The 19,951-nt window shown below is 45.6% G+C and carries 20 protein-coding genes; 10 read left to right on the forward strand and 10 right to left on the reverse strand.

Annotation, left to right across the window (positions count from 1 at the left end; genetic code table 11):
• On the reverse strand, nucleotides 1-855 hold an 855-nt coding region (locus QUA20_RS07395), incomplete at its 3' end, for a hypothetical protein (protein ID WP_333187126.1).
• Nucleotides 856-1,510: 655 nt separating this feature from the next.
• On the opposite strand from QUA20_RS07395, the gene QUA20_RS07400 reads away from it, so the two are divergent.
• From QUA20_RS07400 to QUA20_RS07425, 6 genes are all read left to right on the forward strand, one after another.
• A complete protein-coding gene (locus tag QUA20_RS07400) occupies nucleotides 1,511-2,725 on the forward strand; it encodes a DUF4350 domain-containing protein (protein WP_333187128.1) in 1,215 nt (404 codons plus the stop codon).
• The gene (locus tag QUA20_RS07405) at nucleotides 2,722-3,672 is read left to right on the forward strand and encodes a MoxR family ATPase (protein ID WP_333187131.1); all 951 of its coding nucleotides are present in this window, start codon (nucleotides 2,722-2,724) and stop codon (nucleotides 3,670-3,672) included. Before QUA20_RS07400 ends, QUA20_RS07405 begins: the two co-directional genes overlap by 4 nt.
• 14 nt (nucleotides 3,673-3,686) lie before the next feature.
• Complete coding sequence (locus QUA20_RS07410; RefSeq protein ID WP_333187133.1) at nucleotides 3,687-4,130, forward strand: GNAT family N-acetyltransferase; 444 nt, start codon at nucleotides 3,687-3,689, stop codon at nucleotides 4,128-4,130.
• Between the two features lie 61 nt (nucleotides 4,131-4,191).
• Nucleotides 4,192-4,491: a helix-hairpin-helix domain-containing protein gene (locus QUA20_RS07415; protein WP_333187134.1), complete on the forward strand. Its 300-nt coding sequence runs from the start codon at nucleotides 4,192-4,194 to the stop codon at nucleotides 4,489-4,491.
• Nucleotides 4,488-4,877, forward strand: coding sequence for a VOC family protein (locus tag QUA20_RS07420; protein ID WP_333187136.1), 390 nt, complete (start codon nucleotides 4,488-4,490; stop codon nucleotides 4,875-4,877). The genes QUA20_RS07415 and QUA20_RS07420 overlap by 4 nt, the downstream gene beginning before the upstream one ends.
• A gap of 12 nt (nucleotides 4,878-4,889) precedes the next feature.
• On the forward strand, nucleotides 4,890-6,197 hold the full coding sequence (locus QUA20_RS07425; protein ID WP_333187139.1) for a DUF58 domain-containing protein: 1,308 nt from the start codon (nucleotides 4,890-4,892) through the stop codon (nucleotides 6,195-6,197).
• On the opposite strand, the gene QUA20_RS07430 is transcribed toward QUA20_RS07425, so the two are convergent.
• Nucleotides 6,175-7,113, reverse strand: coding sequence for a hypothetical protein (locus QUA20_RS07430; protein ID WP_333187142.1), 939 nt, complete (start codon nucleotides 7,111-7,113; stop codon nucleotides 6,175-6,177). The genes QUA20_RS07425 and QUA20_RS07430 overlap by 23 nt on opposite strands.
• A 73-nt stretch (nucleotides 7,114-7,186) precedes the next feature.
• Nucleotides 7,187-8,155, reverse strand: coding sequence for a stage II sporulation protein M (locus QUA20_RS07435; protein ID WP_333187144.1), 969 nt, complete (start codon nucleotides 8,153-8,155; stop codon nucleotides 7,187-7,189).
• An 80-nt stretch (nucleotides 8,156-8,235) separates the two neighbouring features.
• Here QUA20_RS07435 and QUA20_RS07440 point away from each other — a divergent pair, with 80 nt between their 5' ends.
• Entirely contained in the window at nucleotides 8,236-9,063 is an 828-nt protein-coding gene (locus tag QUA20_RS07440; protein ID WP_333187145.1) for a glycerophosphoryl diester phosphodiesterase membrane domain-containing protein, read from the forward strand.
• A 38-nt stretch (nucleotides 9,064-9,101) separates the two neighbouring features.
• Nucleotides 9,102-9,890, forward strand: coding sequence for an RDD family protein (locus tag QUA20_RS07445; protein ID WP_333187148.1), 789 nt, complete (start codon nucleotides 9,102-9,104; stop codon nucleotides 9,888-9,890).
• Nucleotides 9,891-9,962: 72 nt separating this feature from the next.
• Here QUA20_RS07445 and QUA20_RS07450 read toward each other — a convergent pair whose 3' ends face one another.
• Entirely contained in the window at nucleotides 9,963-12,068 is a 2,106-nt protein-coding gene (locus QUA20_RS07450; RefSeq protein WP_333187151.1) for a GAF domain-containing protein, read from the reverse strand.
• A 313-nt stretch (nucleotides 12,069-12,381) separates the two neighbouring features.
• On the opposite strand from QUA20_RS07450, the gene QUA20_RS07455 reads away from it, so the two are divergent.
• Nucleotides 12,382-13,293: a pantothenate kinase gene (locus QUA20_RS07455; RefSeq protein ID WP_333187153.1), complete on the forward strand. Its 912-nt coding sequence runs from the start codon at nucleotides 12,382-12,384 to the stop codon at nucleotides 13,291-13,293.
• A 25-nt stretch (nucleotides 13,294-13,318) separates the two neighbouring features.
• Here QUA20_RS07455 and QUA20_RS07460 read toward each other — a convergent pair whose 3' ends face one another.
• From QUA20_RS07460 to bcp, 3 genes are all read right to left on the reverse strand, one after another.
• Nucleotides 13,319-14,125 carry an alpha/beta hydrolase gene (locus QUA20_RS07460; RefSeq protein WP_333187155.1) on the reverse strand — a complete coding sequence of 269 codons (807 nt, stop codon included), beginning with the start codon at nucleotides 14,123-14,125 and terminating at the stop codon, nucleotides 13,319-13,321.
• A gap of 158 nt (nucleotides 14,126-14,283) precedes the next feature.
• A complete protein-coding gene (locus QUA20_RS07465) occupies nucleotides 14,284-14,739 on the reverse strand; it encodes an NUDIX hydrolase (protein ID WP_333187158.1) in 456 nt (151 codons plus the stop codon).
• Nucleotides 14,740-14,816: 77 nt separating this feature from the next.
• Nucleotides 14,817-15,290: a thioredoxin-dependent thiol peroxidase gene (gene bcp / locus QUA20_RS07470; protein WP_333187161.1), complete on the reverse strand. Its 474-nt coding sequence runs from the start codon at nucleotides 15,288-15,290 to the stop codon at nucleotides 14,817-14,819.
• Nucleotides 15,291-15,754: 464 nt separating this feature from the next.
• Here bcp and QUA20_RS07475 point away from each other — a divergent pair, with 464 nt between their 5' ends.
• Nucleotides 15,755-15,946: a hypothetical protein gene (locus QUA20_RS07475; protein ID WP_190738786.1), complete on the forward strand. Its 192-nt coding sequence runs from the start codon at nucleotides 15,755-15,757 to the stop codon at nucleotides 15,944-15,946.
• A gap of 98 nt (nucleotides 15,947-16,044) precedes the next feature.
• Here QUA20_RS07475 and argH read toward each other — a convergent pair whose 3' ends face one another.
• From argH to QUA20_RS07490, 3 genes are all read right to left on the reverse strand, one after another.
• On the reverse strand, nucleotides 16,045-17,430 hold the full coding sequence (gene argH / locus QUA20_RS07480; RefSeq protein ID WP_333187164.1) for an argininosuccinate lyase: 1,386 nt from the start codon (nucleotides 17,428-17,430) through the stop codon (nucleotides 16,045-16,047).
• Nucleotides 17,431-17,717: 287 nt separating this feature from the next.
• On the reverse strand, nucleotides 17,718-17,957 hold the full coding sequence (locus QUA20_RS07485; protein ID WP_333187167.1) for a hypothetical protein: 240 nt from the start codon (nucleotides 17,955-17,957) through the stop codon (nucleotides 17,718-17,720).
• Nucleotides 17,947-19,434, reverse strand: a complete 1,488-nt coding sequence (locus tag QUA20_RS07490) for a GAF domain-containing SpoIIE family protein phosphatase (protein WP_172185905.1) — start codon at nucleotides 19,432-19,434, stop codon at nucleotides 17,947-17,949. Before QUA20_RS07490 ends, QUA20_RS07485 begins: the two co-directional genes overlap by 11 nt.
• Between the last annotated feature and the right edge of the window lie 517 nt (nucleotides 19,435-19,951).

Raw genomic sequence — 19,951 nt, forward strand, 5'->3', positions numbered from 1 at the left:
TTCAGCCACCGTGTAATTTGGTTGGGCGAACTGGAAGATACTTGGAGACGTAGGTGTCGGCGTCGGAGTTGGCGTCGGCGTCGGCGTTGGTGTCGGCGTCGGAGTCGGCGTCACATCAATGCCTTGATATTGAATACTCCGCACTAGGTAGTCGGAACTATCGCTTTTGGGGGAGGTGCTAGTGGCGTAGGCAGCGGTGGGGCTATCGTAGGCTTTTGCGGAGAACCGCAGTTCGTCAAAAGCAACGCTAGTGGAATTTGCTTGTATCTGGAATGTGAAATTGCCATCGGCACTATCGCCAATGAAAGTCACTCCATCTGAAGACACACCGATCGGTTTTTGAGGGGTAGGAGGGGTGAGGCGAGCGATCGTAAAATTGCTGGCCGATACCTCCGTCCCATTATTAAAGAGTTTCAGCAAACCAACTTCATTGCCTTGATCGTTTACTGTAGAACTTGATTTGGGAAGTAATCCACTGAGGCCGATCGTGGCGCTAGTGATGTCTTTGTTATCTGCCCATTTCACCTTCAGCGCTTGAGATAGATTGGTGTTGGGGTCAAAGTTGATTTCCGCCCGATTTTTAGTGGGGTCGGTAAACCAACCACTATAAGAGCCTAGGACACCAATACCAGCGACAGCGCCGTAGCTCAACCCGCTTTTAGGGGTTTCGTTCGTTGCTAACGTGAGGTTGCTGATGGGAGTAGGGTTAGTGTAGTTCGTTTCAAAGCCATCAAAAGCTATCCCAGACAGTTGGATGCCTTGATTCTGGGCGGCAGTAGGCCATTGTGCGATCAGGTCACTAATGCTGCTGTAATTAGTGTTTTGACCCAAAGAACCAGTGATTGAAGTAGCCATAGCTTCTGTTTTAATGATGAGTAATTAAGGATTAGAAGTGACTTAAAACCAGAGGTTGGGCTTTCTTGTAGCGATCGATCACTGCAAGAAAAATTTCGTCCTCAGTACGTGCAGGTAAATCAAGTAACAACGCTTATGCTGCCAAAATGCTTGCCCAATAAGCAGTTGAAGGCTTTATCGCTTCTGCGTGATTAAATGTTAAATGTAATTATTACTTGCACCTACTTATACAGATGCTTATTCTTTACTTTCATTATCAATAACTTCGATCCGGAAGATTTCCAAATATTTTTTTCATCCCTCTAAAAAGTGGGTTTTCCGCATCTTTAGAGGAGAGCTTAAATCCCAGATTCCACACCCCCCAACGGGCAGCGGACAAAAGTGAATCTGGAGAGACAAGAGTAAGTAAAAATACTTAAAAAAATCTCTCTATAAGCATAACCCAGTTGGGAATTCCTGAACATTGAGGTTAGGGCATAAGTTAAATCTGATTCCATTAAAAATGCGATGGTAAAACACCAAGTTTATTGCCGATCCTTAATGTGATTGACGATCGCCCTCAAGATATCAAATGGGTTCTCTACCAGGAGTGAGTTGATTCATTCAAAACCCGCCCTCATGTTATATTTATTTGTACTTACTTACGTAACAATCGATGAACTTATCAAAAAATAGGTTGTGGTTGTTGGGAGCGATCGCCGTTACGGCAATAATTATCATTACCCTGCTATTTGCTCCGGCTAACAACAAAATAAACAGCGGTTCGACTTATAATAGAGGCCCGGACGGCTACGGAGCATGGTATGCTTTTATGTCGAAACGGGGAACCGAGGTTCAGCGCTGGCAAAAACCTTTTGAAGACTTTGCTAAAAACCAAGATGCAAAACCGCCCTGTACACTTTTACGTATCTATAGTAAATTGATACCAGAAGATGTTCCTGATACAGAAAAAAAGTGGGTGGAACAGGGCAATACTTTGGTAATTTTGGGAGTTCGCGCCCCGGTAACAGCAGCTCCTTTTAGTAGCTTGCATCCAGCTTCAGCCGGAGAAATCAAGATTGACACAGGGCGGAGATCTAGCGACAAAAAACAAATATTAGGCGATCGCTTTGGGGCAATTGTTTGGGAAAAACCACTGGGAAAGGGAATAGTTTATTTTGCCGCCGCACCCTATCTAGCTGCTAACGCTTATCAGGATTTCCCAGGTAATTATGAATTTTTATCAGGGCTGGTTACTCAATTAGAAGGTGGAGAACAAGAAATCGAAGGAACCCAGCAGGCTATAGCAGTGAATTTTATCCAAAATCCGAGCGATCGACAAACCCAGGAAACGAGTAAAACTCTAAATAAAGTCTGGGTAGACGAATACATTCACGGCTACAAAGATCCAGAAATTATTGAACGCGAATACCAGGGAAATTTATTCACTTATTTAGCTAAAACTCCTCTATTTCCTGTTTTTATCCAGGGTACAATTATTTTAATCATTGCTATTTTTGCCGGGTGGAACAGGTTTGGACAGCCTGTAACTTTATCAGCGCCTGCGGTTGACAACAGCGAAGCTTATATTCAAGCATTAGCTGGTGTCTTGGAAAAAGCAAACAGCACTGATTTTGCGGTAGAAACTATCGGAAAAGCAGAACAGTTACAACTGCAAAAAGCCTTATTATTGGGACAGGCATCGCTGGAAAGTGAAACCCTCACAAATGCTTGGGTGGAGCAAACAGGGCGAAAAGCGGCAGAATTGTCAGAACTTCTGCCCTCGCCATCTCATAAACGCCGAATCAGTGATTCAGATTTGCTAGCCTGGTTGGGTAAATGGCAGCAGATCCGTCAACATCTCCCCTCTGACAGGAAAAATCTAAAATGAGCGAAACAAACTCGATTTTTAAACGCCTCAGCCAAGCCCTCGACAAAATAGTTGTGGGTCAATCTTCCACTGTGCAGCACTTGCTAGTGGCGCTTTTGAGCGGCGGCCACGTGATTATTGAGGGAGTCCCTGGAACCGGGAAAACTCTACTTGTAAAAACGATCGCCAAGTTGATTCAAGCAGATTTTCGCCGCATTCAACTAACGCCGGATATTTTGCCGTCGGATATCTTGGGAACGAATATTTTTGATTTTAATAACCACAGTTTTACCCTGAAAAAAGGCCCGGTTTTTACAGAGATTTTGCTGGCAGATGAAATTAATCGCACGCCTCCGAAAACCCAGTCAGCACTGCTCGAAGCAATGGAAGAACAGCAGGTAACTTTAGACGGTGAAACTTTAGCTCTGCCAGAATTGTTTTGGACGATCGCCACTCAAAATTCCCTAGAATTTGAAGGCACTTATCCGTTACCAGAAGCTCAGTTAGACCGATTTTTATTTAAACTTGTGGTTGACTATCCCGATGCAGCCGCAGAAAAGCAAATGTTGCTGAACGCAGAGGCAGGATTTCGCGCCAAACGCATCGATTTAGCTCGGATCAAATCTGTAGCAACGGTAGAGCAAATAATTAGCGCCCGTCAAGCTGTACAAACAGTCAAAGTAGAAGAAAAAGTGCTCGATTATGTGCTAGCTTTGGTGCACAATACGCGCAAACATCCCGATTTGGCATTGGGTGCTTCTCCGCGATCGGCAGTAGCTTGGTTGCAAAGTAGTAAAGCTCACGCTTGGCTGGCCGGCAGGGATTATACTACTCCTGATGATGTGAAGGCGATCGCACTGCCGCTTTTGCGTCACCGTCTGATTCTCAAACCAGAATCGCTGTTAGATGGCTTGCAAATTGATGCGGTAATTGCTTCGGTATTAAAACAAGTCGCTGTACCGAGGTAAACTGAAATATAACTATGACGCTCGCAATCAAAATTCTGGGTCGTAATGATGTAGATATTCTCAAGAATGTCCATCCAGATGTCTTTGACAACTCGATAGATATCCCACGTACTGAAGAATTTTTGACAGACTCGCGCCACCATCTGGCTGTTGCAATCGACGACGATCGAGTTGTCGGCTTTGTCTCAGCAGTTCATTATGTTCATCCCGACAAGGCACGTCCCGAACTGTGGATTAACGAGGTTAGCGTAGCAGAAACTCATCGTCGGCAAGGTTTGGGGAAGCGTTTAATGAATGCAGTATTTGAGGTAGCTCGTGAGTTGGGTTGTACAGAAGCTTGGGTGCTTACCGATCGCGAAAATACAGCAGCGATGAATCTGTATTCGGCTGTTGGTAATCCAGAAACACCGAGCGATTGTGTTATGTTTACGTTTCGTTTGGAGGAATCGAATTCATGACAAAAAATCTTTATTACGCAAGTATTGTAGGAATTGAACTCAAAAATACCACACCAGAACTATGAAGAAGTCTCTAAACGAAGTCAAGAAGCTTGAAGACCTTCCAAACATTGGGAAATCAATTAGTGCGGATTTGCGAAGCATTGGTATTGAGCAACCAGATCAACTTAAAACGCGATCGCCCTTAGAAGTCTTTCACGAACTTGCTAATGTCATGGGACATCGCCACGATCCATGTGTACTTGACACTCTCATTTCTGTCAAAAGATTCCTCAATGGCGAACCAGCTAAGCCTTGGTGGCGTTATACAGGTGAACGACGCAAGCTACTTGCAAATCATGTAAAGGGAGAAAGCAAATGAAATTCGGATATACAATTATTTACGTTGCTGACGTACTAAGTTCATTGACTTTTTTTGAAATGGCTTTTGGGTTCAAAAAGAAGTTCATTGATGAATCAGGAGATTATGGTGAGCTTGACACTGGAGAAACAACTTTATCTTTTGCTACACATTCTCTAGGCGCGTCAAATTTCCCAAATGGTTATATTTCGGCTGATTCATCGGATAAACCTTTGGGTGTTGAAATAGCACTTACCACTGATTCAGTAGAAATGGCACATCAACAAGCGATCGCAGCAGGTGCATTAGAGTTAAAAGCACCTCTCAAAAAACCTTGGGGTCAGGTTATTTCCTATGTTAGATGTCCAGACGGAACTCTCGTTGAATTGTGTACACCAGTATCTTAATCAGAAATTGTAATGATTCCTGCTATTCGCCTTTATGTCCTGTTAGCGATCGGCATACCGATCGCCCTTTTGCTTGCTGTGCTTGTAAATCAGCAGACAAGTATTATCGGCACTTTGCTATTTGACTGTTTAATTGTAGGTTTAGCTATTACCGACGCACTGCGCGTCAGATCTCATCGGGTGGAAGTGACACGCCATGCGTTGCAGAGACTTTCGATCGGGCGAGACAATCCGGTTTTACTGTCAGTGCGATCTGCAAATCAAACAGCTAAAATTCGGCTGTGCGACTCCTATCCGCTAGAGTTTGATGTCTCTCAACCGATGCTGGAAGCCTCCCTCAATCCTAACAGCGAGGAAGAATTAACTTATACAATCCGCCCGCAAAATCGCGGAAAATATAAGTGGGGAGATATTCAGGTGCGGCAGTTGGGAAATTGGGGTTTAGCATGGAACGACTGGACAATACCTGCTAGTGAAAAAGTTGCAGTTTATCCCGATTTAGTGATGTTGAAAGAACTCTCTATTCAGCTAACATTGGAAAATACCGGGACAATGCGGCGGTTACAAAAACTCGGCATGGGAACTGAATTTGCCGAACTGAGGGAATACGGTATTGGTGACGATCCTCGCTTGATTGATTGGAAAGCTACTGCGAGGCGATCGCGCCCTTTAATCAGAGTTTTAGAACCAGAAAAAGAGCAAACTTTGATTATTTTACTCGACAGGGGACGGCTGATGACCGCGCGAGTGCAGGGTTTGAAGCGTTTTGACTGGGGAGTGAATGCAGCGCTGTCTTTAGCCTTAGCTGGACTAAATCGGGGCGATCGCGTGGGAGTCGGTGTGTTCGATCGGGAAATCACCACTTGGATACCCCCAGAAAGGGGTCAACATCAACTATCTAAATTAATTGAACGCCTTGCGCCAATTCAGCCAGTTTTGTTAGAACCAGACTATGTTGGTGCTGTAACTAAATTAGTAAGTCAACAAACTCGCCGTGCATTAGTAGTGCTAATTACTGATTTAGTAGATGTCACAGCTTCTACAGAAATGCTTTCGGCATTAGCGCGCTTAACACCTCGTTATTTGCCTTTTTGCGTAACTTTGCGCGACCCTCTAGTTGACCAAATCGCTCACACTTCCACCGTGGAAATTACACCTGCTTATAATCGTGCTGTAGCTTTAGATTTACTAGCACAGCGTCAGGTAGCTTTTGCACAGTTGAAACAAAAAGGAGTTTTGGTTTTGGATGCACCAGCTAATCAAATTAGCGAGCAATTGGTTGACAGATATCTGCAACTTAAGTCTCGGAATCAGCTTTAATCTTCTCAGCTTCCGCAGCATTCGCAAAGTAAGGTAAAGGCCCTTTGAGAACCGACCAGTTTTTGTAGATAAAACCGATTACCCAAGGGGCTGACAAAGCAAAAAACAAGACACCTAGCTGTACTTGAGAGCGAAATGTATCTAGAATGTTTGCTGTTTGAGTGTTAAAAAATATTGTCTCTGACAAATTCCAAATTGTAAAACTAATATTTCGCAAGATCCTAAAAATTATTACTACAAGTAAGCTGCGGGTTTTTACATATAAAATTGCGGAAATCAATAGACCAATTATAATCGTTGTAAAATTCTGATACGCCAAAGTTCCCAACAGCAAACATATAGCTATTATTGCTGTAATATTTCCCCATTTGGCTGCCCATCTGTGTAGCGGAATACTTATCAAAAAAAACGCCGTAAATACAGGATCTATTAGCTGATTCAAGGCAAATTTTAAGTAGTAAAGCGCTGGTGAGAATGATTTTGAAGCTGCTATTAAAATCCTGCTGTTTCTGTTTTCAGTCAGTATTCGTTCAACAAAGGAAGGTACAATAAAAGACAAAGGATAATAAAATATTCGGAATACACCTATTGAAAAAACCACGCTAGCGATCGCCAGACCTACGAATGGCAACCATTGGTAGCGCTCGGGAACTTTACCAATGAGATATTTAATTTCAATTCCCGCTAGCCTGCATTCTCGCCAGAACAAACTTAGCGACAGAATTAATACATAAGCTCCCAAGAGCGCATTAACGAATGGTTCTGTGTTGTCCAACCTTATCCCCCATATAGAACTAATAATTGCTAGTTGAAATCCAATGGCTATACTGCATAACAACAACCATCCAAATATATGCCGAAGCTTGATTCGAGCAAACGGATTGTCTTCGGGAAAGCGGATGTTAGTAAGAGTCATGATTTTAATTAGTTACTTGGCTCGATATAGGTAGGGGCAATTCCCCGGTGGTTGCCCGATTTCAAGCTCCGAATTATCTAGGAATTTCAGCCGATCGCCTTTTACTGCAATACATCACCAACAGCGCAAACAACCCGATCCCAGCCAAATACTTCAACGGATCGGGAATTGCCGGATTTGGCGAGAAAAAACCCTCGATCGTACCAGCAATTACCAGCATCGGCACAATTCCAAATACCAATTGTGCAGCTTGAGTACCGTAAAATTTCATCGCATCAGCACGGCGGTATTTGCCAGGAAAAAAGATGGCGCGGGCGATGATTAAACCAGCGCCGCCAGCTAAAAAAATTGCCGGCAATTCCAGGGAACCGTGAGGAAATACAAACGCCCAAAAAGGGTAAGCTAAATTGTGCTGAGCTACTAAACTGGCGATCGCGCCGATCATCACTCCATTAAGTGCCATAATATAAACAGTGTAAAGACCGAAAACAATCCCTCCCCCAACAGCCGCAAAGCATACCGATAGATTGTTAGTCATAATACTGCTAGAAGCTAAAGGTTCCACTCCCACAATTGAACCCATCCACAATTTCCCGTCATCGCGCACCGTTTTAATCAAGTCTCCAGGAACTACTAGGGACAAAAACGCCGGATCTTGCCAAGCAAACCACCAAGCAATCAACGCCATTACTAAAAAAATACCCGTCGCAGTTGCCGTATAACCAAACGTTTGCTGTACAGTAGCAGGAAAACCCCAGCGGCCAAACTCCACTACAGCCTCCCAATCTTGGCGGCGGGAACCTTGGTAAATTTGGGTGTAGCCACGAGAAGTTAAGCTTTGCAAATCTTGTAACAAAATATTACCTACTTCGTTTGTCCTAGCCCTAGCCAAATCCGCCGAAACAGAACGGTACAAACTCGCTAATTCCGTGATTTCAGACGCAGGTAGGGACTTTAGCCCCTTTTTTTCTACTTGCTGTAACAGAGTGTCTAACCGTTTCCAGTTCGGTTCTCGCCGCGCGATCCAACGTTTAATATTCATAAAGTTTTCTCTAAGTTCTATTAGATATAGCTTAAGATAGTTGTAAATTTTCCGCCTCACAGAATTATACCCATCCAGTCATGCCTAAAAAAAATCTTAGTTCTTCTGGACAAACAGGCCCCTTGAGCGTCGGTAATGTTGTTAGTGCTAGTTTACGGATTTACCGCGACCATTTTAAGCCATATTTTGGTTTGGCATTCGTAGCTTATCTGTGGTTGTTAGTTCCGATTTACGGTTGGGCTAAATATTCTGCGATTTCAGCGCTCATTTCTCGTCTGGCTTTCGGTGAAGTTAGGGAAAAGCCAGAGACTGTCAGTGATGCTCGCCGTGAGGTGAATCCTCGGATGTGGGGTTTGTTCTGGGCGGGTACATTGACATTTCTGATTTTCTTTGGGGTATCCTTGGTAGGTGGGATCGCTATGGCAATATTGGCAGGGGGGGCTGCTGCTATTTTTGGGCAAAATTACGCAATTCTTGCAGCTTTCCTGGTAGTTGCGGTCATTGCTTTTTTTATTATCTATATCCGAATTTTCTCTCGCTTGCTGATTGTTGAGTTGCCGCTGGCGCTCGAAAATAATATAGGTGCTAGTTCAGCAATCAGTCGCAGTTGGCAGTTAACTAAGGGGTCGGTCGGACGCATTCAGTGGATAGTTTTTGTGGGCATTTTGGTTTCACTCCCGATGACGATTGTTGTGCAAATACTTACTGTGATCGTTCAAGTTGTTTCAAGTGCAGTTTTGGGCAGAGAGTCTGGTCTATTTTACTTAGTTTATTATATTCTGATTGTGGTACTGAGCATTGTCAGCGGTGCGCTGGTGACTCCTTTTTGGCAGGCTATGAAAGCCATTATCTACTACGACCTCCGCAGCCGCAAAGAAGGTTTGGGTTTGAAAATGCGCGATCGCTAATTAAGCCTAAGTCAAAACACAAAATTTTCTCTACTGCTATGCGACTTTTTAATCGATTCACTCTCCACACTCCAGAAAGTGTTGAACTCGAATTTACCTTAGCGGGAATTGGCAATCGCGCCTACGCATTGCTGATCGACTATATCATTTTTGGTTTGATTCTAATACTGTTTCTAATAGGTGTACTGATCTTTAATTCATTTTTCCTTGAGGCGATCGCAAAGTTGCTAGGAAGTACCAATGGCTTAGAACTCTGGTTGATAGCAGTTCAGGCATTAATTGGTTTTTTCATTTATGTAGGTTACTTTGTATTTTTTGAAACAGCGTGGTCTGGTCAAACACCAGGCAAGCGTTATGTCAAAATCCGAGTAATTCGGGATGACGGCCGTCCAGTCAGGCTTCAGCAATCAACTCTACGGGCTTTGCTGCGGCCTTTTGACGACTTATTTTTTATAGGTGTATTTTTGATCGTGTTCAACCAGCAGGAAAAACGTTTAGGAGATTTGGTAGGAGGCACCCTGGTAATTCAAGAACAACAACCTATGACAACTGCTGCATTGAAAGTATCAACACCGGCTCGATCCCTAGCAAAAAAATTGCTGATAGAGGCCGATATTTCCAGCTTGCTGCCAGAAGATTTTGCTGTAATTCGAGAGTATTTGCAGCGGCGCGAAGCTATGATACCAAATGCCCGAAATGAATTGAGCAAACAACTCGCTAGTCAGGTTAAACAAATCATTAGTTTGGAAAAACTGCCGACCAAAGTTGATGCTAATATCTTTTTAGAGGCTGTATATCATGCTTATCAGCAGCAAGTTGACAATTAATATCAAGTCCGGTTAATTACTTACAAATCTGCGGGCATGAAGCATTGGTCATTAATCTGACTAAAGCAGGAATTATGCACTTACCCTCTGATTTGTCAGCGGCAACTCTACAATAAACTCAGTTCCTTCGCCCACCTGACTGACGCAGCTCAGCTTGCCGCCGTGAGCTTGAACAATTACCTGATAGCACACTGAAAGTCCTAAACCAGTGCCTTTCCCCACAGGTTTAGTAGTAAAAAACGGGTCAAAAATCTTGTCTTGAATTTCTGCAGGAATGCCAGTTCCCGTATCGCGGACAGAGATTGTTACCCAGTCCGGCTCCCTTTGCCAACTGCGGATGGTTAATTCCCCCGGTTTGCTCGTTGACTGGAGCGCATCTAAAGCATTGTCAATCAAATTATAAAATACTTGGTTGATTTGACTGGCATGACATTTGACGGGCGGCAAACTGCCGTATTGTTTGTCGATTTTGATATTTGTTTTTAGCTTATTTTGCAGCATCAAGAAACTGCTTTCTAAACCTTCATTCAAATCTACTGGTTGTAATTCAGCGTGGTCTAAACGAGAAAAATTTCGCAGCGTCATCACGATCGAGCGAATCCTCCCGCTGCCTTCCCGCATAGACTTGAGCAAGCTGCCAAAGTCTTCTCGAATGTAATCGAGTTCGAGTTCTTCATTTATTTTGACAAGTGCTGCCGCTGCTTCCGGGCAGGCATTCCCGGTCAGTTCTAGAGCTTCGTTCAAGACTTTGAAATATTCTTGAGCGTGAAACAAGTTAGCGTGGATGAAATTGTTAGCGTTGTTAATTTCGTGAGCAATTCCCGCTACCATTTGCCCCAAACCGGACATTTTTTCGCTTTGAATCAATTGCTGCTGTGTCGATCGCAATTCTTCTAACGCTGCTTGCAATTGCTGGGTTTGAGCTTGAGATTTGACCGCAGCTTCTCGGACTTTGCTGTAAAGTTCTGCTTGCTGAATGGCGATCGCCATTTGGTCTGCTAGCTGCGACAGCAACTCCATTTCTTGCCGCTGCCAGTTGCGAGTATCCCCGCACTCGTGAGCAATCAGCAAACCCCACAGTTTACCGGGAAATTTAGGATTATAGCTTCCGGCTGTGTCGGGGTAATTTTCTTCTGTTCGCGCGGTAACGATCGGCACGATCAAATTAGCTTTTACCTGCAAACTGTCTAAGAAATTAACGTGGCAAGGCTCTAAACCGGCATTAAAAATATCATTAATTGCTTTGACTCGCCCTTGCTGGTAAAGATCGGCGTAATCTCCCCGGAAACACTTATCCGCCCCCATCTCTCCTAAAATTGAAGGCCAAGGAACCGTCATGTTTTCAACAACAACTTTTCCCTGCCAATTGTCTTGAAACTGGTACATAATTACTCGATCGCACTGCAACAGTTGGCGCACTTCCCTCACCGCTGTTTCCAGGATAGTTCCCAGATCCAGGGTACTGCGAATTTGGTTGCCGATCAGCCGCAGCAGCGATTCTCGTTCAGCTTGGCGGCGCGTTTTGCTGTAGAGTTTGGCTTGATTGATCGCGATCGCCAATTGCGATGCTACCCCTTCTAAAAGCTGCCGTTCCCAATCAGTCCATTCCCGTTCGCGATCGCACTGATGCAAGCCAATTATGCCATTCACTTCACCTTGATAGCGAGTAGCTACTGCCAGCATGGACTTAATCTCCAAAGCTTCGGCAATCTTTCGGGTTTGTTCGTTCAATCCCGGAAAATCCAGAAACTTCGTCAGAGCTAGCGACTCTTGCTGAGACACCACTGCCGCCAAGTGCGGGTTATCAGTCATCGGTACTTTCATACCCAGTTGGATCGGATAGTCCCCCGCGTTGTACTCTCCCCGCGTGACTAAAGTTTTTTCTGTATTTGATTCTTTGACTAAAATGCTCGCGCGGCTGGACTGTAGCGCTTGCCCCAGCAATCGGCAGGCCGATGTCAAAATTTCTTCTATGTCAAGTGTACTGCGAATTTCGTTATTAATTTGGTTCAGCAAGTTTGATAACTGAACTTGCTGCTGCATCTGCACGATTAGGGCTTTTTGTTGGTCTACTTCCGGCTGCGAAAGACTTTCTTCCTGCATCCACTTTTCTGGTTCAGGCAACCGCGAAGTTAATCTCGGCGAGGGGTTTTCGTGTTCTTGTATTTTTAAAGACATATTTACTCAGCATTGGTACAGTATTTTGATCGATCCTGGTTTTTTAGATTTGTGCTTACCCCGCCAAGAGTCCGATCGCAGCTACCAGGACTTTTGGAATATCTTAAGACATTATAAAGGATGCAGCCAGAGCATAGCAATTATTTGCTTTACAAATATTTATAAATACCAATTATGCGCTCTGCAGCCTACAATACTAATTGGCGCGCCCCATTGAACTTGGTCAGATGTCAAATAGACTTAACCGCGCGATTAAGCGAATCAAATTAATCTAACATCTATCTTTAGTTCAATATTTGCGCGTTCGAGCATCATGGAAAAATCAATTGCTGACAATTTTCGCCCGCAAGATTGCACCGAGAACCTTACCTCTGAATTGACAGGTAAAGGTGTGATTAAAATAGCTTTGGCGATCGGGAATTCGCGCCTGCACTGGGGATTATTTGCGGGCAAAACTCTGGAGAAAACATGGGATACAGAGCATCTCAAAGCTGATGCTGTTTCCCGGCTCTCCGAGGCCCAAAAGATCGAATATTTGGTACAAACAGTAAGGAAGTCGATCGAGGAAATATCTTCTCAAAATCTCCGTTGTCTTCCTGCTACTCCCGCTTTTTCTAGTCCTCACACACTTTCTTTAGTTCTCCTGCCTCTAGTTTTAGCCTCAGTTGTTCCCCAACAAACAGCTATTTGGCAGAGTTATCCTGATGTCCGAATTATTACTTTAGACCAGTTGCCGATCGGGGGACTCTATCCTACCCTAGGAATTGACAGAGCTTTGGCTTTACTCGGTGCTGGCAACCAATTGGGTTGGCCAGTTTTACTTATAGATGCTGGTACAGCTTTAACATTTACTGGGGCTGATGTCAATAGGTATTTAGTTGGGGGCGCCATCTTACCGGGTTTGGGTTTGCAGTTATCGTCGCTAGGCAAAAAAACCGCTGCATTACCCTTAATCAGCTTACCAGAAAATCTGCCGCACCGCTGGGCTACCGATACTGCTGGGGCAATTCAAAGCGGAGTTGTGTATGCGACGGTGGCAGGAGTTAGGGATTTTATTGAAGATTGGCGGTGTTTGTTTCCTAATAGCAAAATTGCACTCACGGGGGGCGATCGAACTTTGTTACTGCAATATCTCGCCTCAGCTTTTCCCGATACGGCTTCCGCAGTAATTGTCGCACCCGAAGCCATTTTTTGGGGAATTAGCCTGTTGAGTGTTGACTGTTGACTGTTACCAATTACCCATTACCCATTCACTTAGCAAACTCGCGAATATACTTAGCAACAATATCCGGGACTTCCTGCGGCAAATTGCTTTCCCCCGGACTGACTAATTGCAGTTCGGCATTAGGAGCCAGAGCAGCATAGGATTGACATAGAGACGAAGCTGCGGGGGTATCTTCAGAACCGTGTAACAGCAAAACAGGCGCTTTCAGCAAAGGCAAATTCTCATCAACTAATTCCGCTGTAATTTCAGCCCGCCGCCGCCGGAACAGCAACTGCACGGCAACTGGGGACTGCATCAACTGCTGTCTGAACTTTAACAGCCTGTCAATCTTGTTTTGGCGGCCCAGCAACTTAGCAATTGGATAGATCGATCGCAGCAACCAGAAAGCGAGGGGTGGTTGGCCGATCAGCCAGCTAGCCGTCTGCCACCGCCCCCGCCGATGGCCAACCTTGACGCCTTCTGGGGCCACCAACACCAAACCCTGAACTCGATCGGGATATTTGATAGCGTAGCTGGCAGCCACCCAGCCGCCCACAGAGTGACCGATTAAATAAACCTGTCGCAGCTTCAAAGTATCGAGGTATTGGGCGAGACATTCTACTTCCAGGTCGATCGAATAATGAAGATTCGGGCGTTCCGAGTCGCCAAACCCCAGCAAATCCAGTGCGAAGCATTGGTAGTAGGGGCTCAAATGTTCGATCGTCCTCAGCCACTGACTGCTGTCCTGCCAAGAACCGTGCAAAAATACTAAATTCGGGCCTTGACCGACTTCGTGCCAGAAGATTTGCCCTACAGAGAGTTTGACCCGAGAATTGCGTAGCGATGAGTACATCCGGTTAAATATTCAGTAATAAAAAGATGATTAATTTAATGTTCAGAGTTTGTAAATAAAAGTAGGAAAACAGTGAAAATTAATTTCACAGTCATAACAGAAAACTTTTGACGGCGAGGTAATTTCCGACTTTTCTCAAATTTGGATGCCCCGCCGGTTTACGCCAAAGTTGTCAGGCCTTGAAAATAGTCCTGTAAGTGTTGGTCGTTATCGTGGCTGAGCTCGCCCTCCGGCAGCGATGCGGGCAAAAAAGCCTCAACCTCGCTGACTTCAAGCGTATCCTGAACTTGCATCTTTCCATCTACCTCTGCTGCCACCACGATACAAATCGAGTGCAGGCGAGGGTCTCGATCTGCCGCCGAATAAACACCCACCAAGCGGCGGATTTTGACTAAATCGAGTCCTGTTTCCTCTGCTAATTCCCGCCGCACAGTTGTGGGAATATCTTCTCCCCAATCCACCATACCTCCAGGCAGTGCCCAGCGACCGTTGTCGCGGCGGCGAATTAACACAATTCGTCCGTCAGGCAATACCGGAATCACGGCAGTACCAGTGATGGGATGTCGAAAAATCAGCCCCAGCACAGTTTGTCCAATTTGCCACAATCGACGCATAAACTCAAAAGCTTGTTTAGGGGAAAGTAATTTCAGGTTTCTTAGCTGTCAGGTCAAAAGTCTTTATTTTTAATTTTTCATTCAGGCGAGAGGTCTGGCAAGTCTGCTAATATCTCGGCTGCGTGAGTTTCTGCTTTGACTTTCCGATAAACCTTTTCAATCCTACCATCAGGGTCGATCGCGAAGGTCGATCGAGTAATTCCCATAAATTCTTTTCCCATAAACTTTTTGAGTCCGTAACAGCCGTAGGCGGTAGCAACTTCGGCGTTTGAGTCGCACAGCAAGGGAAAAGGCAGTTGATATTTAGCTGCAAACTTGGCGTGGGACCCGGCCCCGTCTGTGCTGACGCCGAGGACTGCAATATTGCGCGACTCGTAGTCTGAGTAAATGTCGCGAAAGCCGCAAGCTTCTTTGGTACAGCCAGGGGTATTGTCCCGAGGATAAAAGTAAAGTACAACTCGCCGCCCTCGAAAATCTGCAAGGCTGACGAAATTGCCTTGCGCGTCGGGCAGGCTGAAGACAGGAGCTACGTCACCGGGATTTATAGTCATTTGTCGTATTTGTCAAGAGCTTATAGAAATATTCTGGACGATCGAAAACATTGCGTCCCATCGGGCCCGGATTCCCAGCGACTTGAATCCCCGTGTTCTTTTTTCGGGGTCTTGTGCCGGGTGTGCTATGATCGTCATCGGTCTAAAATTGAGTATAACTAGACAACGTAAAAACTTAACTGGATTAGTTGAGTGCGTAGTCACACCTAACGGTGTTGCGGTTTAGGAAAGCTAAATTTGAACAAAACCTAACTACATAAAGAGAACTGATCGAGTACGGTAGGACATACCGGAATTTACGCTTGGGGAGAAAACACCTCTACTGAGGCTGGAGAAATCCAGTCGCAAGCAAGTGACTTCGCTGAACCAAGAATCTCCGTCACCAAGAGTGCACAGAGTGTCAACCTTAAGAATCCCCGGGCGTGAAAGCCCGGGGACTGTCAATGTTTATTAGTGAGGTCAGAATGGCTAAGCGCCGCAATCTCAAGAAAGAGAAGGCACAACGAAATCAAGCATACGCTCGCAAGTTTCGCAAGCGGAGAAATCAAGATATGTTCTCCAACAAGAGAAGGCGATTTGACGGTGGCAACGGCGGTGGCATGGGCGCCATGAGCGGTGGCGGCAGAGACAAAGACATGGCTGCTGCTGAAGATTAATTGCTGAGGCTATCTGCCGAACTTAGAACCAGAGTGGAAAACACGCTCGTTTTAAGGAGAGATAGCCACCCGGAATTTGTCCAATAATTCAACGATGTTTAGGCGATCCGATCGCGCGCAGCGATAAGTGATTTTCTCACTTGTTCAAACCCGGTACCCCCGTAACTATTGCGAGCCGCCACCACTTGCTGAGGTGCGATCGCGCTGTAAATGTCTGTCTCAAACGCAGGGTGCAAATCTTTCCACTCCTCAAGTGTCAAATCTTTGAGGAGTTTGCCCCCCGAGAGGCAAGTTTTGACGACTTTGCCGACTAGGTTGTAAGCTTCGCGGAAGGGAACGCCTTTGGCGGCCAAGTAGTCGGCTACGTCTGTAGCGTTAGAAAAGTCTTCCGTAACTGCCGCGGCGAGGCGATCGCCATTAAACGCGATTCCTTCCCGCAGCAAAATCGTCATTGCTTCCAAGCAACCCTGTACCGTTCTCACGGTATCAAACAAAGGTTCTTTATCTTCTTGCAAATCTTTGTTGTAGGCCAAAGGAAGTCCCTTCACTACTACCAACAAGGCTTGCAAGTTACCGAACACCCGCCCCGCTTTGCCCCGCACCAACTCCGGCACGTCGGGATTTTTTTTCTGGGGCATGATGCTAGAACCAGTAGCGCAGCTATCTTTGAGCGTAATAAATCCAAATTCGTGAGAAGACCACAAAATCATTTCTTCTGACAAGCGGCTCAGGTGTACCATAATCAAGCTGGCAGCAGCGAGAAATTCTATGGCAAAATCTCGATCGCTCACTCCATCTAAGCTATTAGCATAAACTTTGTCAAATTGCAAGAGTTCTGCCGTATAATTTCGGTCGATCGGGAAAGTCGTCCCCGCCAGCGCGCCGCAACCTAAAGGCGAAACATTCACCCGCTTGCAGATATCGCCGAGACGTTCCCAATCGCGATCGCTCATTTCAAAATAAGCTAACAGGTAATGAGCCAAACTGATCGGCTGAGCGCGCTGCAAATGAGTGTAACCGGGGATTAAAGTTTCCACGTTACGATCGGCAATATCGAGCAAAACCCCTTGAAATTCCCGCAATTGCTCGCGAATTTCTGCGATGCGATCGCGCAAATACAACCGAGTATCTGTACCTGCTTGGTCGTTGCGCGATCGGGCCGTGTGCAGCTTTTTCCCCGCATCTCCCACGATATCCGTCAGCCGCTTCTCTACAGCGAAGTGAACGTCTTCTGCCTCAACTCCCGGAACAAAAAGTCCTTGGCGGTATTCGGATCGGATCTGTTCCAAACCATTGACTAACTGTTCGCCTTCTGCTGCGGAAATAATCCCCGTTTTTGCCAGCATTTTAGCGTGAGCGACAGAACCAGTCAAGTCGTACTCAATCAATTCAATATCGAAGCCAATACTAGCATTGAATCGGGCGATCGCCGGGTGCAGCGCCGATTCAAATCTTTGACTCCAAGTTTTTTGTTGTGTTGTCATTGCTCAAGCTAAAACTAGATTATATCTCTGTTGCAGAAGTCTCTAAAAACCGATTTGTAGCAAAGACTTTAGTCCTTCCTCCGGTTGGTAGCCAAGACTTTAGCCCTCCATCCAAATTCGGCAAGAAAAAACTCAAGTCCTGACTGCAAACTTTTTATACATCTATTGACCAGAAAAAACTGAAGTCTTGACTACAAAATTGTGAAACTTTTGCTGCATCAGAAAAAAGTTAAGTTGTGGCTACAAACCTTTTAAATCCGTTCCCGATACCTGCTTCGACAAGAACTCTAAGGAATAATCCCTTTAATAAACCAGCCCACAAAAATACCTATAAAAAAAGCTCCTATTTGACCAGTCGAAACAAAATGGTTCCAAGCTTTCTGGAAATTGCTAAAAATGTCGTAGCTTTGAGCCAAAACCACCGTCGAACTCAAATGAGATTTCAAAACTAACACGTGAGCAGCATCGTGCCAATTAATCGAGTTGATTAATCCAGCAGTAATTTCCGGCATTAAATTAACTATCATGGTGATTTTCTCCTGCTAAAGGTGTTAGCCTAAGTACAACCAGTGTCATGTCATCTTCATTGCGGTTGCCGATGCCGATAAACTGGTGAACCCGATCGAACAAATAATCCAAAATTTCTTCAGAGTGCTGATAATTTTGACAAGCCCACTGAAAAGCCGAGGTCAAGTTATCCTCATCAAACCGATCGCCCCTTTGATTAGCAGCATCAGTAAATCCGTCTGTGTAATAAATAATAGTATCTCCTGGCTGTAATTGAATTTGGGCTTCTTGGTACTGAGAATCAGCATCCAGGCCAATTAACATTCCCTCCAAAGTATCAAGCTGAAGAATCGTATTAGTTGCAGCTTGCCACAGCAAAGGCGGGTGGTGAGCAGCATTGCTGTAAGACAAAACGCGAGTTTTCGGGTCATACTCCGAATAAAACAGAGTCACAAAACGGTGGGAATTTTCCAAATCCGCGTGCATTACCCGGTTTAAATGTTGCAAAATTCTCGCAGGCGAGTGGCGGTTCAAAACCTCGGCCCGCAGCATACCCCGTGTCATCGTCATCAGCAGGCCAGCCGGCACTCCTTTGCCCATCACGTCGCCGATCACGATGCTCCAGCGGCCCTTGTCGATTTTTGACTTGAGATTTTTAATCAGGGATGGGGGGTGTTCCCCCTCATCTTCCTTGCCGATCGGGTCATAGTCAGCGGGAATAAAATCATAATAATCTCCGCCGACTCTGCTAGCAGTTTGGCAGCGGGCGGCTACGTCAAGGCCGGGAATTTTCGGACAACTGCGGGGTTGCAGCCGCAATTGAATTTCCGCCCCGATTTCTAACTCTCTGTCTAAGCGGTCTTTTTCAGCCAACTTAACAGTAAGTTCGTCTTTGCAAATCGCCACGGCCGTTTGATCCGCCACCAACCGAACTAATTTCTGTCTGCTGGGAGTCCAGACATATTGCGGGTCACTGCTAAAAACATAAAGCCGTCCGCGTTCCAAATTCTTGACTAAAATTGGCGCCCCAAACAAATGAACATCCGGGCCCAAATAACGACCGACTTGCAGGTCGAGACTAGAGGTTTGCCCAGAGGTTTCCGAATAAGATGCAGCATTAGCGCTCGCACCTGCTGTAGCTTGCCTGGTGGCTATTTCCAGCGCTTTTCGCATATCTTGGCACTGCCGTCCTTCCTGACAGTGCAACTGCTGGAACCTGACTTGACCGTTGGGTTTGAACAGCACTAAAGCTCCCCCGTCGGCGTCAGTAACCCGAGTCGCCACTAAAGGCACCAACTCCAAAAATTGGTTGAGATTGTTAAAACTGCGCAGGGCAAATCCCAGCGAACCCAACATATCTTGAACGTTGTGCTGGTATCGGTGCAAGCGCGCCACCAGTTCTTTGAGGGCAAATACTGGCGTCGCGTCGGTGGAATTGCGACCAGGAGGGCGGTCAGCAGGTTGAGGTGAGGGGCGAGGCAAAGGCACAGCAGTCATTTTTAATTTGTGATTTTCGATGTTAGAGGGAGGAATGATTGAGGACTTACGGGCCACTTGAACAGAAACCCGTTTTTTTTTCGAGCAAGTAGTTTGGTTCGATCGAGTAAGTTGGGCACTAGGACATTGGTATCAACTTAAGTCTAAAATTCTTAAGAAATCTCGTTTATAGCTTAGTCTAGATACCCCCTAAATCCACGCTGCTGGCTCTACTTGGACCCGCCCAAGACCGCAGCGGCTCCCCTTAAGAAGAAGGGGGACTTTGACCATTTCCTGTCCCACCCGACTATCAGGGGGGCGCCAGGGAGATCGGGAAGAAAGTGCAATCAGACAGCCTACTGATACTACACATTTGAGCTTAATTTGACACGCTTGTTTGGGCTGGCGGTTTGAACCCAACCAAGCAATAACAGAACTAAGGTATTGTTTCTAGATATTTAGTTTTCACTCGATCGCTCGCGGCGATCGGCGCAAGTCCTGCGATGCTAGTTTGAGGTTAATAATTTGAGATTTTGAA

The organism is Microcoleus sp. Pol7_A1 (assembly GCF_036701085.1).
Classification (GTDB): domain Bacteria; phylum Cyanobacteriota; class Cyanobacteriia; order Cyanobacteriales; family Microcoleaceae; genus Microcoleus; species Microcoleus asticus.